Source organism: Desulfuromonas sp. AOP6 (assembly GCF_009731355.2).
Classification (GTDB): Bacteria; Desulfobacterota; Desulfuromonadia; order Desulfuromonadales; family SZUA-540; genus SZUA-540.
Map to the genome: position 1 here is coordinate 77,527 of NZ_AP022810.1, position 15,022 is coordinate 92,548.

A 15,022-nucleotide genomic window follows, 5' to 3' on the forward strand; every position below is an offset into this window, starting at 1 on the left:
CATGGAAGCGTTTATGGCAGAGGTGGTGGCCAAGTACAACTACTGGCTCTATGTGGTGCTGATGATGATCGGTTTCTATGCCATGATCGGCAAGCGCAACCTGGTCAAGAAACTGCTCGGCATGAATATCTTCCAGACGGCGATCATCCTGTTCTTCGTCTCTACCGGGGTCAAGCGCGGCGCCGCCATCCCCATCGTCGACAAATATGCCGCTCTCAAGCAGGGGGTCGACGCCACCACCATCGTGAACCCTCTGCCCCACGTGCTCATGCTGACGGCCATCGTCGTCTCCGTGAGCGTGACCGGGGTGGCCCTGGCGGTGCTGCTGCGGATCTATCGTGAATACGGCACCCTGGAAGAGGATGAAATTCTGGAGAAGATCGGCCAATGACGAGCACCAACCTTCACCTCTATGTGCTGGCCGCTCCCCTGTTGACCGCTTTTGCCGTCAACCTGCTGGGGCGTGCATCTCGCCGCTGGATTGCCCCCCTGGCCCTGGGAGCGCTGAGTTTCTCAGCGATTGGCGCCGTGCTGCTGCTGTTGCGGGTTCTGCGTGACGGTGGTTTTTCCTACACGGTGGGTAACTGGCGGGCGCCCTTCGGCATCGAGTTGCTTATTGACCCCCTGAGTGCGCTGATGCTGGTGCTGATCGCCGCGGTGGCCCTGCCGGCGACGGTGTCGGCGCTGAAAAGCGTGGAGCAGGAACTGCCCGGGCAGGAATATCTCTTCTTTACTCAATATCTCATCCTGATTGCCGGCCTCATGGGGTTGGTGCTTACCGCCGACGCCTTCAACCTGTACGTCCTGCTCGAGATCACCTCCATCACGACCTACGGTCTTATCGCCATGGGGAAAGGGCGGGCGCCGCTGGCCAGCTTCAACTACATCATCATGGGCAGTATCGGCGCCTGTTTTTACCTGCTGGGGGTGGGCTATCTTTATATCCTTACCGGCTCGTTGAACATGGCCGATATCGCTGGCATTCTCGGCACCATGCAGGAGAGCCCTGCCCTGGCCACCGCCTTTGCCTTCATGCTGGTCGGCCTCTGGGTGAAAATGGCCTTCTTCCCGCTGCACGGCTGGTTGCCGCAGGCCTATTCCCTGGCCCCAACGGGAGCCGGTCTGCTCATTGCCCCCCTGATGACCAAGGTGACGGTCTACCTGATGATCCGCGTCATTCTTTCTGTGTTTACCCCGGATTACGCCTTTTTTCAGCATGCGGTGGTGCAGTCAGGCATCGTCTGGGTGGCGGCCGCTGCTATCCTCTGTGCTTCGGCCCTGGCCCTGGCCCAGCGGGATATGCGCCGGATGCTGACCTATATCATCATTGCTGAGGTCGGTTATATGGTGGGGGGCGTCTGGCTGGCCAACGCCAATGGTCTGACGGGAGCGATTCTGCATATCGTCAATGATGCCCTGATGACGCTCTGTCTCTTTCTGGCCGCTGCGGCTATCATCTACCGCACCGGCAGTCTTGAATTTTCCAAGCTGCAGGGGCTCTATCGCAAAATGCCCATCACCATGGCCGCTTTTACGGTGGGGGCTTTTTCCATGATCGGCGTACCGCCGACCTGCGGCTTTTTCAGCAAGTGGTATCTGATCCTCGGTGGTATCGATGCCGGTCAATGGGGTTTTGTGGCGGCGCTTGTCATCAGCAGTCTGGTCAACGCCATCCTCTTTTTCCGCATCATTGAAAAGGGCTTTTTCTTCGCGCCGGGAGAGGAGCACGGCCACGGCCAGGCAGGACATGGTGAGGTAGTGGCCGAGGCGCCTGCACAGATGCTTCAGCCCCTGGTCCTGGTAGCGATTGCTCTCATCGTGGTAGGGCTGAGTTCGGGGACTATTGTCGACAAGGTGATCCGGCTGGCACTTCCCGCCTCCTTCTGAACCGGATTTTAGTGTTTCTGTGTCGCATGACGGAATGAAATAGGAGCCCATGGCATACTCATCTTCGATATGGCCGATGCTGGCCGTCTGCATCTCCCTGTTGGGGACGATTCCCATCATGCTGTCGGGGCGCAAGCCCAACCTGCGTGAAAGCTGGACCCTGCTGATTGCCATCGGCAAGTTTCTGCTGGTGGTTTCCATGCTGCCGACGGTACTTGCAGGCGGCACTATCAGCCTGACGATCGCCGAGGTCTTTCCGGGGGTACCTATCGCCCTGCGTGTGGACGCCATGGGAATGTTTTTTGCCCTGGTCGCCTCCTTTTTGTGGATATGCACTTCGGTCTATTCCATCGGCTACATGCGGGCCTTGGAAGAACACGGGCAGACGCGCTACTTCGCCTCCTTCGCCCTGGCTATCTCTGCTACCATCGGCGTCGCCTTTTCGGCCAACCTGTTCACTCTCTATCTCTTCTACGAGGTGCTGAGTCTTTCCACCTATCCCCTCGTCACCCATGAACAGAACGCCGAAGCCCGTTTTTCGGGGCGCAAATATCTGACCTATATCCTCGGCACCTCCATCGGCCTGGCCCTGCCAGCGATGCTCATCACCTATGCGCTGGCCGGGACCCTCGATTTCCGTCACGGCGGCATTCTGGCCGGCAGCGGCGCCTCGCCCTACCTGCTGGCTCTTATTCTCGTCTTTTTTCTTTTTGGCTTTGCCAAGGCCGGCCTTATGCCTTTCCACGGCTGGCTGCCGGCGGCCATGGTGGCGCCGACGCCGGTAAGTTCCTTCCTGCATGGCGTGGCTGTCGTCAAGGTCGGGGTCTTCTCCATCCTGCGGGTAGTGTTCCACATCTTCGGCCCCGATTTTCTGCAGGAAATCAATCTCGGAATCATAATCACCACCGTCGCATCGGTGACGTTGCTGGTCGCCTCACTGGTGGCTTTGACCCAGGACAATCTCAAGCGTCGACTCGCCTATTCCACCATTGGCCAGCTCTCCTACATGGTGCTGGGGGCCGGGATGCTGTCCGCCGCCGGCATGACGGGAGGCACCCTGCATATCGCCATGCACGCCTTTGGCAAGATCACCCTCTTTTTCTGTGCCGGCGCCATTTATGTGGCCTCGGGAAAAAAGTACATCAGCCAGATGGATGGACTTGGTCGCCGTATGCCGGTGACCTACATGGCTTTTATGCTGGGCTCTTTGAGCATTATCGGCATGCCGCCTTTGGGAGGATTCATCAGCAAATGGTACCTGGTTATCGGCGCGGTGAACAGCGACCAGCTGATTCTGCTGTTGATCCTGTTGGTCAGCTCTCTGCTCAATGCCGCCTATTTCCTCCCCATCGTGTACCGGGGCTTCTTCGCCAAGACGCCTGAAGGGGAGGATGAGGCCGGCGTCAAGGAGGCGCCGGTGCTCTGTCTGATTCCCTTATCGGTGACGGCTCTGGCCTCCCTTGGCCTCTTTTTCTATCCCGACCTGTTCCTGCGGCTGGCCCGCATGGCGCTGTTTCCCTGAGGTGCTGCATGAAAGCAGATAATAAAGTAAAAAAAGAGTTCGATTGGTTCGATCACCCGCAGAATATCCGCAAGCTGCGGATAGGCTTTTACGCCGTCCTTGTTCTGCTGGTGGTCCCCGACTTTTTTCTGCACAAGCATACCCTCTTTTCATCCATGGAGGCCTGGCCCGGATTTTATGCCCTGTTCGGGTTCATTGCCTGTGTAGCGATCATCCTGATTTCCAAAGTGCTGGGCTTTGTACTGAAGCGCCCCGAGGATTACTATGACCGCTAGTGTGCATCCTTCGCTCTTCTTCCTGGCCGCGGCGATTTTGCTGTGGCTGTTGCCGCTGGCGGGGCGTCGCCTGCTGATTCTGCTGGCGCCGGCCGCAGCCTTCTTCGTCATTACCCAGCTCGATCCAGGCCTCAGCTACGGCTACGAACTCTTCGGGTTCGATCTGAATCTGCTGCGGGTGGACAAGCTGAGCAAGGCTTTCGGTTATGTCTTTACCATCAATGCCTTTGCCTGCTTTCTTTTTGCCTTTCATCTCAAGACACGCTATGAGCATGCGGCTTCCCTGGCCTATATCGGCGCCAGTATCGGTGCCGTTTTTGCCGGGGACCTGATCAGCCTCTACCTCTTCTGGGAAGTCATGGCCGTCACCTCGACCTTTCTGGTGCTGGCCCGCAAGACCGAGCGCGCCTACGGGGCCGCTTTTCGCTATGTCATGGTTCACATCTTCGGCGGACTCTGTCTGTTGGCAGGCATTCTGCTGCAGGTCAACGCCACGGGATCCGTCGCTTTTGATGGCTTCAGCCTGCAGGGTCTGCCAACTTATCTGATCCTCATCGGCTTCCTGGTCAACGCCGCCGCGCCGCCGCTCAGCTCCTGGCTGTCCGATGCCTATCCCGAGGCGACGGTGACCGGCGGGGTCATCATGACGGCTTACACGACCAAGACGGCGGTCTATACCCTCATACGCGGTTTCGCCGGCTGGGAAATCCTCATGGTGGTCGGCTGCTTCATGGCCCTGTATGGGATCATCTACGCTATTCTTGAAAACGATATGCGCCGTATTCTGGCTTATTCCATCATCAACCAGGTCGGTTTCATGATCTGCGGTATCGGCATCGGCACCGCCATGGCCCTCAGCGGCGCCGTGGCCCATGCCTTTGGCCACATTATCTACAAGGCGCTGCTGTGGATGAGCGCCGGCGCCGTGCTGTACATGACCGGCAAGAGCCGCTGCACCGACCTTGGCGGCCTCTACAAGACCATGCCCCTGACCATGATTTTCGGCACCATCGGGGCTCTGGCCATCTCCAGCTTTCCTCTCTTCTCGGGCTATACGACCAAGCCGATGATTATCGAGGCCGGCGTGCACGAAGGATTCTTCTGGGTCTGGCTCATTCTGGAAATCGCTTCGGCCGGCGTTTTTCTGCATGCCGGCATCAAGTTTCCCTATTTCGTCTTTTTTGCCAAGGACAATGGCCTCCGCCCCGGCGAGCCTCCCAAGCATATGCTGGCGGCCATGGCTTTTCTCTCCTTCATCTGTATTTTTCTGGGCGTCTACCCGCAGCCTCTTTATGATATTCTCCCCTTCCCGGTGGAATACCACGCCTACACGGTGGAGCACACCCTCAACCAGCTGCAGCTGTTGATGTTCTCGGCGCTGGCCTTCTTCCTTCTTCTCCCGTTACTCAAAAGAACCAAGACGATCTCTCTCGACACGGACTGGTTTTACCGCAAGGGGGGGGAGTTCTTCTACGCTCTGGCCGCCCATGTCTTCAACGGTCTCAACGCCTGGGCGGATCGAATTTTCGTCCAGCGTCTGCCCGCGCGTCTGGCCAGCTTTTTTGCCGAACCAGGAGCAAATGTACAGAAATACGCTCTGCGGCTGTTGACCGAGGGGGCTGGGAATGATGGGGAATATGCCGAAGGAGCCCGGCAGATCGAGCGCCGCAGTCAAGCCGGTGCCTATCCCGTAGGGTTATGGGTTCTGCTGGCCGTCGTCTTTCTGGCCATCATATCGCTGCTCTTTTTCGTGGTGTAGTTGAGGCATTGTCCAGTCCGGCGTACAGGTACATCAGGGAGGTACAACGGTGAACAGATTCTTATTGGCTCTTGATCCCTCATCCCATTCTCGCCAGGCCGCTGAATATCTCGCCGCCATTGCCGGTCAGCTCGAGGGCAGTCAGGTGCTGCTGCTGACCGTCATGGCCACCTGGCCTTCCGGTGTCCCCAGCCCGGTCACGGATGAGCCGGTCAAGATGACCGGAGAGGTTCATGGCGGTGAGGATGCGGGGGAGTTGCTTGGCAAGGCCCAGGCATTCATGGCGGAGATCGTCGCACTGTTCCAGCGCCGCGGTGTTGCTGCCAGTCGGATAAACCGTCTGATCGTGCCGCAGGACAAGGGTGTCGCCGAGGACATCGTCGCGATGGCGCAGACGCACGAATGCGACACGGTCGTGGTGGGTCGGCGCGATCTCTCGGCTGTACAGGCTATTTTCCTCGGCAGCGTCTCTAGCGAACTTGTCAATAGCCTGGAGGGGCGCACGGTCTGGGTGGTGGAATAGAACTCCGCAAGCCTCCAGGCACACATTCATGAACGCCCTCTATCTCCACATCCCCTTCTGTCGCCGTAAGTGCCCCTACTGCGACTTTTTTTCTGTCTCCCAGACCTCCCCCGTGTTTCAGGAATATCCCCGCCTGCTTATTGCCCATCTGCGTTTGCTGGCCCGACAGGAGCAGGCAGGTCCTTTTTCCACTGTATTTTTCGGTGGTGGCACGCCGTCCTTACTGAGTCCTGAGTCCGTGGATGAGATCTTGAGTGAAGTCGCCTGCTTGTTTGGCCTGGCCTCAGACGCCGAGGTGACGCTCGAAGCCAATCCAGGCACGCTGAGTTTCGAGATGCTGTCAGGCTTCAGGTCGGCTGGCATCAATCGCCTCTCCCTGGGACTGCAATCCCTCCAGGATGCCAGGCTCAAGGTTCTGGGACGTCTGCATACAGCGGCGGAGGGCCTGCAGGCCGTGGAATGGGCCAGAAAGGCGGGGTTTGACAACCTTTCCTGCGATCTCATGTTTGGCCTGCCAGGGCAGTCCCTGACGGCTTTAATGGCCGATGTGGAAGCTGTCCTGGCGCTGCAGCCGGAGCATCTCTCTTATTATGGTCTGACGGTGGAGGAGGGCACCCCTTTTGAAGAGCTGCACCGTCAGGCTGTTCTGCACCCGGCCACGGAAGACCTCGCCACAGAGATGTACCTGGCCCTGGATGAGCGCCTGGGGGTGGCAGGCTACGAGCACTACGAGATATCCAACTACGCAAGGCCGGGGCATGCTTGCAGACACAACGAGGTTTACTGGCGCCGCCAGGGTTATCTGGGCCTGGGACCGGGAGCCCACAGTTTCAGCGAACAGGGCTGGGGAACGCGGTGGGAGATCCCACCGGATATCGACCGGTATGTTCAGGCTCTAAGGGAGGGGCGTGATCCCAGGATTTATCTGGAAAGCTTTGATCGGTCTGGGGCGATGGCTGAGACCCTGTATCTCGGCTTGCGCGAAGCGGCAGGTGTCGACGAGGCGCGTTTCAGGGAGCGCTTTGGCCAGGGAGTGGCGGAGGCTTACCCTGTAGCGGTAGAAAAGACGGTCGACTACCTTGTGTACGAAAAAGGACGGTGGCATTTTACCCTGTCGGGCTGGCTTCTCTACAATCATCTCATTCAGAATTTCCTGTAAAAAGTCGCCGTTTTCTCTCGGGCTTTGCCCTTGACAAAGCCCAATGCCATTGTTATGTTGTCTGGCATTAGCACTCAAGACGTTCGAGTGCTAACAGGATGTGGCAGGGCCGGGTCAGCCGGCTTCTGTTTTTTGTGGGACGGTGCGATATGGCAGCAGACCTGAATGAACGTGGTCGCCTCATACTTGAAGCCATCATCGAGGATTATATCGAGTCGGCGGAACCGGTCGGTTCGCGCAGTGTGACCCGCCGTCACCAGATGGGACTGTCGCCGGCGACGGTGCGCAACGTCATGGCCGACCTCGAAGACATGGGCTATCTGGTTTCGCCCCACACGTCCGCCGGCCGTATCCCGACTGAAAAGGGCTACCGCTTCTACATTGACTCCCTCCTGCAGGTTCGAAAGCTCAGTCTGCGGGAGAGGCAGGATCTGGAGCGCCGCTACCACTTCAAGGGCCTGCGGGTGGAAGAACTTCTGCAGGAAGCGGGCAAGGCGCTGTCGTCCATCTCCAACTATACGGGGATCGTCATGGCGCCCCGGTTGGCCACGACCGTTTTTCGGCACATTGAATTCCTGCGGCTGTCGCAGGGGAAGATCCTGGTTGTCTTCGTCTCCCAAAGCGGCTTGGTGCAGAACAAGATCATCGAGGTGGATGAGCCCATCCGTCAGGAAGAGCTGGAAAAGATCACCAACATGCTCAACCATACCCTGACCGGGAAGACCATCCAGGAAATCAAGGAGAAGATCCTGGACGAAATGTCCCAGGAGAAGGCCCTTTACAACGAGCTACTACAGAGGGCGCTGCTGCTTTCGGGCGAGGCCCTCAAGGATGAGCTGGGTGGTCAGGTCTTCATCGAGGGGGCGTTCAACATCATGGAACAGCCGGAATTTTCGGATCTGGAACGGATGAAGCGGCTCTTCCGGGCTTTTGAGCAGAAAAGTGTACTGGTCGACCTGCTCGACAAGAGCCAGAAAGCGCAGGGCGTGCAGATTTTCATCGGAAGCGCGACGGAATACAGTGAAATCGAAGGGTGCAGTCTGGTGACGTCTTCGTATTCAGATCGCCAGGGGACCATCGGAACCCTCGGGGTCATCGGCCCTAGCCGCATGCCCTATTCCATGGTCATTCCCATCGTGGACTATACAGCAAAGATGGTAAGCCAGATTTTGGCTATTGAGTCGGAATAGGAGAAGATCAAGGTGTCTGACGCAAGCAAAGAAAATCAGGAGAATCTTGAAAGCAACCAGGCTACAGAGATTGCCGCGGAGGAAATCCCTGTGGAGGAGGCCGTGGCAGGGCCGGAGGCAGCTCTGGCCGCCGCCAAGGAAGAGGCTGCTCGCCGTTACGATCAATACGTGCGCGCCTGTGCGGACCTGGAAAACTATCGCAAGAGAGCGCAGCGGGAAAAAGAAGATTTGGCTCGCTTTGCCAATGAGAACCTTATCCGGGAGATTCTGCCGGTGCTGGACAATCTGGAGCGGGCCGTCGAACATGCCTCCACAGATGAGGCGGATGTCCAGGGGTTGCTGGAAGGGGTGTGCATGACCATGGACCAGTTCCGGAAGGCCCTGGCCAAGTTCGGCGTCGCCCCTATTGAAACCCTGGGCAAGCCCTTTGATTCCGCGGTTCATGAGGCCATGGGACAGCTCGAAAGCGCCGACCAGCCTCCCAATACGGTGGCGCAGGAACTGCAGAAGGGTTATCTGTTAAACGATCGGTTATTGCGTCCGGCTCTTGTCATGGTGACACGCCAGCCAGCAAAGAAATCCGAGACGGAGACCAACTGAAAATCCAACACAAAAACAGCAGCTTAACGTCTAAAGGAGGACATATATCATGGGTAAAGTAATCGGTATCGATCTGGGAACGACCAATTCCTGCGTAGCAATCATGGAGGGTGGCGAGCCCATTGTCATAGCTAATTCGGAAGGAGCCCGCACCACCCCATCCATGGTGGCGTTCACCGAAAGCGGCGAGCGGGTGGTTGGCCAGCAGGCCAAGCGACAGGCTGTGACCAATCCGGAAAACACCCTGTTTGCCATCAAGCGTCTCATCGGGCGCAAGTTCGACACGGAAACGGTGGCCAAAGACATCAAGATCAGCCCGTTCAAGATCACCAAAGCGGAGAACGGCGATGCCTGGGTGGAAGCTCGCGGCAAACAGTACAGCCCGCCGGAGATCTCCGCCATGGTCCTGCAGAAGATGAAGCAGACGGCGGAGGACTATCTCGGGGAAGCGGTCACTGAGGCTGTCATCACTGTACCGGCTTATTTTGACGATTCGCAGCGGCAGGCCACCAAAGACGCCGGCAAGATCGCCGGCCTCAACGTACTGCGCATCATCAACGAGCCGACGGCAGCGGCCCTCGCCTATGGTCTGGACAAGAAAAAGGAAGAGAAGATCGCTGTCTTTGACCTGGGTGGCGGTACCTTCGATATCTCTATTCTCGAACTGGGCGACGGCGTTTTCGAGGTCAAGTCGACCAACGGTGACACCTTCCTCGGTGGCGAGGATTTTGACCAGCGCATTATTGACTACATTGCCGACGAATTCAAAAAAGACCAGGGCATCGACCTGCGCGGCGACAAAATGGCTCTGCAGCGCCTGAAAGAAGGGGCTGAAAAGGCCAAGATTGAGCTGTCGTCCTCCATGGAGACCGACATCAATCTGCCCTTTATCACTGCCGATCAGAGTGGCCCCAAGCACCTCAATCTTAAATTGACCCGGGCCAAGCTGGAGAGCATTGTTTCTGACCTCCTCGACAAGTTGGTTAACCCCTGTAAGGTCGCCATCAAGGATGCCGGTCTGTCGGCTTCCGAGATTGACGAGGTTATCCTGGTGGGTGGCATGACCCGCATGCCGGCTGTGCAGAAGAAGGTACAGGACATCTTCGGCAAGGTTCCCAGCAAAGGGGTTAATCCTGACGAGGTCGTGGCCATCGGGGCCGCCATTCAGGGCGGCGTCCTCAAAGGCGACGTCAAGGATGTGCTGCTGCTGGACGTTACCCCGCTCTCCCTGGGTATTGAAACCCTGGGCGGGGTCATGACCAAACTGATCGAGAAGAACACCACCATCCCCTGCAAGAAAAGCCAGATTTTCTCTACGGCCGCTGACAATCAGCCTGCTGTATCGGTTCATGTTCTGCAGGGCGAGCGGGAGATGGCGTCCGACAACAAGACCATCGGTCGTTTCGAACTGGTCGGTATCCCGGCGGCTCCCCGCGGCGTTCCCCAGGTTGAGGTAACCTTCGACCTCGATGCCAACGGTATCCTGCACGTCTCGGCCAAGGATCTTGGCACCGGCAAGGAACAGTCCATTCGCATCACCGCTTCTTCCGGCCTCTCCGAGGAGGAAATCGACAAGATGGTCAAGGATGCCGAAAACCACGCTTCCGAGGACAAAAAGAAGCGCGAACTGATCGAGGCCCGCAATCAGGCCGACAGCCTGGTCTATACGACCGAGAAGTCGCTCAAGGAACACGGCGATCAGGTTGACGCCGAAACCCGCAAGAAGATCGAAGAAGGGGCTGAGGCGCTGAAAAAAGCCATGGAGGGCAGCGACGCCGACGAGATCAAAAAGAAATCCGAGGAGCTTGCCCAGGCCAGCCACAAACTCGCCGAGGCCATGTATGCCAAGGCGCAGGCAGCGGAAGGGGCAGCTCCCGAAGAGGGATCCGCCGGTCCCAAGGATGCGGGTGCCGACGACGTTGTCGATGCCGAATTCGAGGAAGTCGACGACTCCAAGAAATAACTGGATTCCACAGTTTATCTGCAGCCCGGTAGGGGCACGGCGCGCCGTGCCCCTACCACCATTTTGACCCCAGGAAAAAGGATTGACCCTTGGCCAACGGCAAACGTGATTATTACGAAGTACTGGAAGTCAACCGCAACGCCAGCGAAACGGAGATAAAAAAAGCCTATCGCCGCCTGGCCATCAAATTTCATCCGGATAAAAACCCAGGCAACAAGGAAGCGGAAGATCGCTTCAAGGAACTCTCCGAGTCCTACGCGGTGCTGTCCGATCCCCAGAAGCGCGCGACCTATGACCAGTATGGTCATGCCGGTCTCGGCGGCGGCGGTTTTTCTTCCGAGGGCTTTGGTTTCGGAGGCAGCCCCTTTGAAGACATTTTTGGCGACATTTTTGGCGATATCTTCGGTGGCGGAGCACGACGAGGGCGCGGCAGGCGTGGAGACGATCTGCGCTATAATCTGACCATCTCCTTCGAGGAAGCCGCTTTCGGGGTCGAAACCAAAATCCAGATCCCCAAGTACCAAAGTTGTGAGGTCTGCGACGGTTCCGGAGCGAAAAAAGGGACCAGCGCCAAAACCTGTCCCACCTGCCGTGGGGCCGGGCAGGTCCGATACCAGCAGGGTTTTTTTTCCCTGACCAGACCCTGTCCGGACTGTGCCGGCGAAGGAAAGATCATCGAGACCCCCTGCCCCGAATGTAAAGGGAGCGGACGGATCAAAGAGAAGAAGACGGTTTCTCTGAAGATCCCCGCCGGGGTGGAAACCGGCAACCGTCTCAAGCTTAACGGCGAAGGAGAAGCCGGTTCCCAGGGTGGCCCACCGGGGGACCTTTTTGTGGTGATCACCGTGAAAGAGCACCCTCTTTTCCAGCGCGAGGGTCAGGATATTCTCTGCGAGACCCCTATCTCCTTTGTGCAGGCCGCTCTGGGGTGTGAATTCGAAGTGCCGACCCTGGAAAAGAAAGTCAAGATAAAGGTCCCTCCCGGCACCCAGTCGGGAAAAGTTCTCAGATTGCAGGGCCTGGGCTTTCCTTCTCTACAGGGGTATTCCAGGGGAGATCAGCTGGTGGTGCTGCGGGTGGAGACGCCTACCAAGCTGACGGCGCGACAGCGGGAGCTGCTTGAAGAATTCGCCCGGGAAGAAGGCGAGGAATGCCATCCCCTGGGAAAGAGTTTCTTTACCAAGGTCAAAGAGCTTTTTGGCTAGCACAAAAGGCCGTGAAAACAGCTTGACTGGGCAGTTCTGAAAGGAGGAGGGGGAGCGATGAAAGGCATTGTAATCGGGTTTCTGGCCTTGTGTTTCGGCCTGGCTGGTGTGCCACTGGCTGTGGCGGTAGAAGAAGTGCAGGCGTCTCAAGTAGCCTCTCCCGACCAAAAGGCCTTTGAGGCCGGCAAAACGTTGCTGTCTTTGGGACAGCAAGATGCCGCCCTGGCTGCCTTGCGGGCTTTTCTGCAGAACTACCCGGCCTCTCCGTATACGCCTCAGGCCCACCTCCTGTTGGCCAGGATCTTCCAGGTCCGTGGGGAGACGGATCTGGTATTTCTGCATTTGGACAGGGTGCCTGAAACTGTCAAAGGGATTGAAGGTCGGCTTCTCGAGGGGGCTGCGCTTGTTTCGGCCGGGCACTCTGAGCGCGGATTGGCCTTGTTGACGGGGATTCAGACGTCGACGCTGCCGGTCGAGTTGGAGCTGATGCGTCTGAACGCGATGTCCGAGGCTTATGCCCGCCAGAACAGAAGTCTGGAAGCTTTGGTGATCGTGCACCGGATAGTTGAAGTGGAGGCCAAGGGGTTTGGCCGGGCTCAGCGCCTCATGCGTGAAGAATTGACCGATGATGAACTGAACGAGGCCGCCTTCATGTTTGAGGGTGGCCCCTTGGGTCTTGAAGCCGACTATGTGCTGGCCGTCCGTGCTTATGAGGGGGGAGACAGGCAAGGGGCGCGGTTTTTGCTGGAGCGTATTGCCCAGGCGAAGAAAGATTTTCCCTCCAGGGCGGAAGCCCTGAATCTGTTGGACAGCATCACCGGAAGTCCCTGGCTGGAGCGGGCCATTGGGGCGGTACTGCCCCTGAGTGGAAAGTTTGCTCCTTTTGGCGAGTTGGTGCGTAAAGGCATGGAGCTTGCGGTCCAAATCGAAGGGATAGATTCTTCGGAGATGGACCTTGTTTTCCGTGATGGCGGCGGTGAAGCTGTGACCACAGCCCATGCCGTCAGAACCCTGGCCAGGGAAGATCGGGTCATGGCTGTGGTCGGCCCACTCTCCGGCGTCGCCTCGGAAGCCGCCGCCGTTGCCGCGCAGACGGAGAAGCTGCCGCTCATGACGCTCTCCCAGCGGGACGGGCTGGCCTCCATGGGATCCTATGTGTTCAGAAATTCTCTGACCAGCCGCCTGCAGGTGGAAGCCCTGGCCCATTATGCGGTGGTGGAAAAAGGTCTGCTTGGTTTTGCGGTGCTTTACCCGGAAAACCGTTTGGGGCAGGAGATGGCAGAGCTTTTCACCGCGGCCGTGGAATCGCGCGGTGGAGTTGTGGTGAAGACGCAAAGCTTTCCGACGGAAGGAACGGATTTTCGCCGCTCCATCAAGTTGCTGCTGAATCAGGATCCTGACGCGCCGGAAGAAGAAGTGCCGGTGGACAAAGAGGAGTTGGCAGAAGAGGGACTCGCAGAAGAAGAGACACCTGCCTGTGAAGGGCTGGAATTTGAGGCACTCTTTATACCGGATTATGCCGACAGGATCGGCTTGCTGGTGCCACAGCTCGCCTATTATGAGGTTGAAAATGTGCAGCTTCTTGGCATTAACGGCTGGAATTCCCCGGAGTTGATCCGGGTGGCCGGCGCTTATGTCGAAAAAGCAGTCTTCGTCGACGGGTTCTATCCTTACAGTCCCTATCCTTTCGTAAGGGATTTCGTCGCGCGCTATTTTGAAGTTTACGGTGAAGAGCCGTCTATCCTGGAAGCTCAGGGTTACGATGCCGCCATGCTGATGCTGTCGATATTGTCGCGCCCGGAGATAAGAACGAGAGAGGATTTTCGCCAGGCCCTGTTGCAGGTGGTGAACTACCCTGGTGTCACCGGGGCAACTTCTTTTGACGTGGATGGTGAGGCGGAAAAGGTGCTCTTTATTCTACAGGTTCAGAACGGGAACATCGTTCAGATCAATTGATGGGTGTCGCCTTTTCCCACCAGGGGTCTACCCTGCCGCTCAGGCTTGTTCTTCGAGTTGCAGCAAGGCCTGGAGCAGGCGGGTTTTCCCCATATCGATATTTCTTGACGCCGCCAGGGACAGGGCTCTGCCGTAGATGGCCTCCAGTTCGAGGGGGCGGCCTTCCTGCCGATCGATCATCATGCTGGGACGATAATCTCCCATTGTTTCTGTGACTTCCAGCAGGCGGGGGATAACCTCGGTCGCGTCGATGGGGGCGCTGAGCCCCTGGGCGTTAGCGCCGGCGATGACTTCTCGCATGATGGCTTCCACCTCCCGTCGTATGGCGGCTTTGGAGAGCAGGTATCCCGTGGGGCGCTGTGTAAGGGCGCAGAGTCCATTAAAGGGGATGTTCCAGATAAGTTTTTCCCAGCGGGCTTTGACCAGATCGGTGACCGTCTCGCAGGGGATTCCGGCTTTTCGGAAAAGCGCCGCTATTTTTTCTGCCCGTGCTGGGCCGCCGCTCCCGAATTCTCCCAGTCGTATAGCCCCCTGTCCCAGATGGTGGACGGTACCGGGCTCGCCGCGATTGGAGCACAAAAACGCCACGCCTCCCATGACGCGATCCTCGCCGAAGGTTGCTGCTAACACCTCTTCATTTCCCAGACCGTTTTGCAGTGTCAGAAAAATCGTGTTTTCTCCTGCCGCCGGCCGGCAGAGTTCAACCAGCTGATCATTGTGAAAGGTTTTCAGCCCGACAATGATCAATTCTGCCCGTTCCAGCTCTGCGCAGGCAGCGACGCCTTTGACCTCAGGGAGATGAAAGTCCCCGTTCACCGAAGTGACGGTCAGTCCTTTTGCGCGGATCGCCTTATAGTCCCGTCTCAACAGAAACTGGACGTCATTGCCGCCTCGCTGCAGCATGGCACCGTAGTAAAGCCCGAGAGCGCCAGCACCGATAATGGCTATTTTCATGGTTCGAGCCATCCTTTCGTGAGCATTGA

13 protein-coding genes are annotated in these 15,022 nt (G+C 57.7%); 12 read left to right on the plus strand and 1 reads right to left on the minus strand.

Annotated elements, in window-relative coordinates:
- The first annotated feature begins 1 nt into the window (after position 1).
- The 12 genes from AOP6_RS00385 (at position 2) to AOP6_RS00440 (ending at position 14,039) form a co-directional block, all read left to right on the plus strand.
- Positions 2–391 carry a cation:proton antiporter subunit C gene (locus tag AOP6_RS00385; RefSeq protein WP_155874670.1) on the plus strand — a complete coding sequence of 130 codons (390 nt, stop codon included), beginning with the start codon at positions 2–4 and terminating at the stop codon, positions 389–391.
- Positions 388–1,887 (plus strand): proton-conducting transporter membrane subunit, encoded by a 1,500-nt coding sequence (locus tag AOP6_RS00390; protein WP_155874671.1) that lies wholly within the window; start codon positions 388–390, stop codon positions 1,885–1,887. The genes AOP6_RS00385 and AOP6_RS00390 overlap by 4 nt, the downstream gene beginning before the upstream one ends.
- A gap of 49 nt (positions 1,888–1,936) precedes the next feature.
- Entirely contained in the window at positions 1,937–3,409 is a 1,473-nt protein-coding gene (locus AOP6_RS00395; RefSeq protein WP_155874672.1) for a monovalent cation/H+ antiporter subunit D family protein, read from the plus strand.
- 8 nt (positions 3,410–3,417) lie between these two features.
- On the plus strand, positions 3,418–3,684 hold the full coding sequence (locus AOP6_RS00400) for a hypothetical protein (RefSeq protein ID WP_155874673.1): 267 nt from the start codon (positions 3,418–3,420) through the stop codon (positions 3,682–3,684).
- Positions 3,674–5,443, plus strand: a complete 1,770-nt coding sequence (locus AOP6_RS00405) for a Na(+)/H(+) antiporter subunit D (RefSeq protein WP_155874674.1) — start codon at positions 3,674–3,676, stop codon at positions 5,441–5,443. The genes AOP6_RS00400 and AOP6_RS00405 overlap by 11 nt, the downstream gene beginning before the upstream one ends.
- A gap of 49 nt (positions 5,444–5,492) precedes the next feature.
- Positions 5,493–5,966: a universal stress protein gene (locus AOP6_RS00410; protein ID WP_213194675.1), complete on the plus strand. Its 474-nt coding sequence runs from the start codon at positions 5,493–5,495 to the stop codon at positions 5,964–5,966.
- A 28-nt stretch (positions 5,967–5,994) separates the two neighbouring features.
- Entirely contained in the window at positions 5,995–7,125 is a 1,131-nt protein-coding gene (gene hemW / locus AOP6_RS00415; RefSeq protein ID WP_155874676.1) for a radical SAM family heme chaperone HemW, read from the plus strand.
- Between the two features lie 149 nt (positions 7,126–7,274).
- Positions 7,275–8,315 carry a heat-inducible transcriptional repressor HrcA gene (gene hrcA, locus AOP6_RS00420; RefSeq protein ID WP_155874677.1) on the plus strand — a complete coding sequence of 347 codons (1,041 nt, stop codon included), beginning with the start codon at positions 7,275–7,277 and terminating at the stop codon, positions 8,313–8,315.
- Between the two features lie 12 nt (positions 8,316–8,327).
- Positions 8,328–8,915, plus strand: coding sequence for a nucleotide exchange factor GrpE (grpE, locus tag AOP6_RS00425; protein ID WP_225897317.1), 588 nt, complete (start codon positions 8,328–8,330; stop codon positions 8,913–8,915).
- Between the two features lie 49 nt (positions 8,916–8,964).
- Positions 8,965–10,878, plus strand: a complete 1,914-nt coding sequence (gene dnaK / locus AOP6_RS00430; protein ID WP_155874679.1) for a molecular chaperone DnaK — start codon at positions 8,965–8,967, stop codon at positions 10,876–10,878.
- Between the two features lie 89 nt (positions 10,879–10,967).
- Positions 10,968–12,083: a molecular chaperone DnaJ gene (dnaJ, locus tag AOP6_RS00435; protein WP_155874680.1), complete on the plus strand. Its 1,116-nt coding sequence runs from the start codon at positions 10,968–10,970 to the stop codon at positions 12,081–12,083.
- Positions 12,084–12,140: 57 nt separating this feature from the next.
- Complete coding sequence (locus AOP6_RS00440; protein ID WP_155874681.1) at positions 12,141–14,039, plus strand: penicillin-binding protein activator; 1,899 nt, start codon at positions 12,141–12,143, stop codon at positions 14,037–14,039.
- Positions 14,040–14,078: 39 nt separating this feature from the next.
- Here AOP6_RS00440 and AOP6_RS00445 read toward each other — a convergent pair whose 3' ends face one another.
- Positions 14,079–14,993 (minus strand): putative 2-dehydropantoate 2-reductase, encoded by a 915-nt coding sequence (locus AOP6_RS00445; protein WP_155874682.1) that lies wholly within the window; start codon positions 14,991–14,993, stop codon positions 14,079–14,081.
- Between the last annotated feature and the right edge of the window lie 29 nt (positions 14,994–15,022).

Coding starts and splice junctions, on each gene's coding strand:
- hemW (WP_155874676.1), top strand. CDS start 5,995: ATGAACGCCCTCTATCTCCACATCCCCTTCTGTCGCCGTAAGTGCCCC.
- AOP6_RS00405 (WP_155874674.1), top strand. CDS start 3,674: ATGACCGCTAGTGTGCATCCTTCGCTCTTCTTCCTGGCCGCGGCGATT.
- dnaK (WP_155874679.1), top strand. CDS start 8,965: ATGGGTAAAGTAATCGGTATCGATCTGGGAACGACCAATTCCTGCGTA.
- AOP6_RS00445 (WP_155874682.1), bottom strand. CDS start 14,993: ATGAAAATAGCCATTATCGGTGCTGGCGCTCTCGGGCTTTACTACGGT.
- AOP6_RS00395 (WP_155874672.1), top strand. CDS start 1,937: ATGGCATACTCATCTTCGATATGGCCGATGCTGGCCGTCTGCATCTCC.
- AOP6_RS00390 (WP_155874671.1), top strand. CDS start 388: ATGACGAGCACCAACCTTCACCTCTATGTGCTGGCCGCTCCCCTGTTG.
- AOP6_RS00400 (WP_155874673.1), top strand. CDS start 3,418: ATGAAAGCAGATAATAAAGTAAAAAAAGAGTTCGATTGGTTCGATCAC.
- hrcA (WP_155874677.1), top strand. CDS start 7,275: ATGGCAGCAGACCTGAATGAACGTGGTCGCCTCATACTTGAAGCCATC.
- AOP6_RS00440 (WP_155874681.1), top strand. CDS start 12,141: ATGAAAGGCATTGTAATCGGGTTTCTGGCCTTGTGTTTCGGCCTGGCT.
- AOP6_RS00385 (WP_155874670.1), top strand. CDS start 2: ATGGAAGCGTTTATGGCAGAGGTGGTGGCCAAGTACAACTACTGGCTC.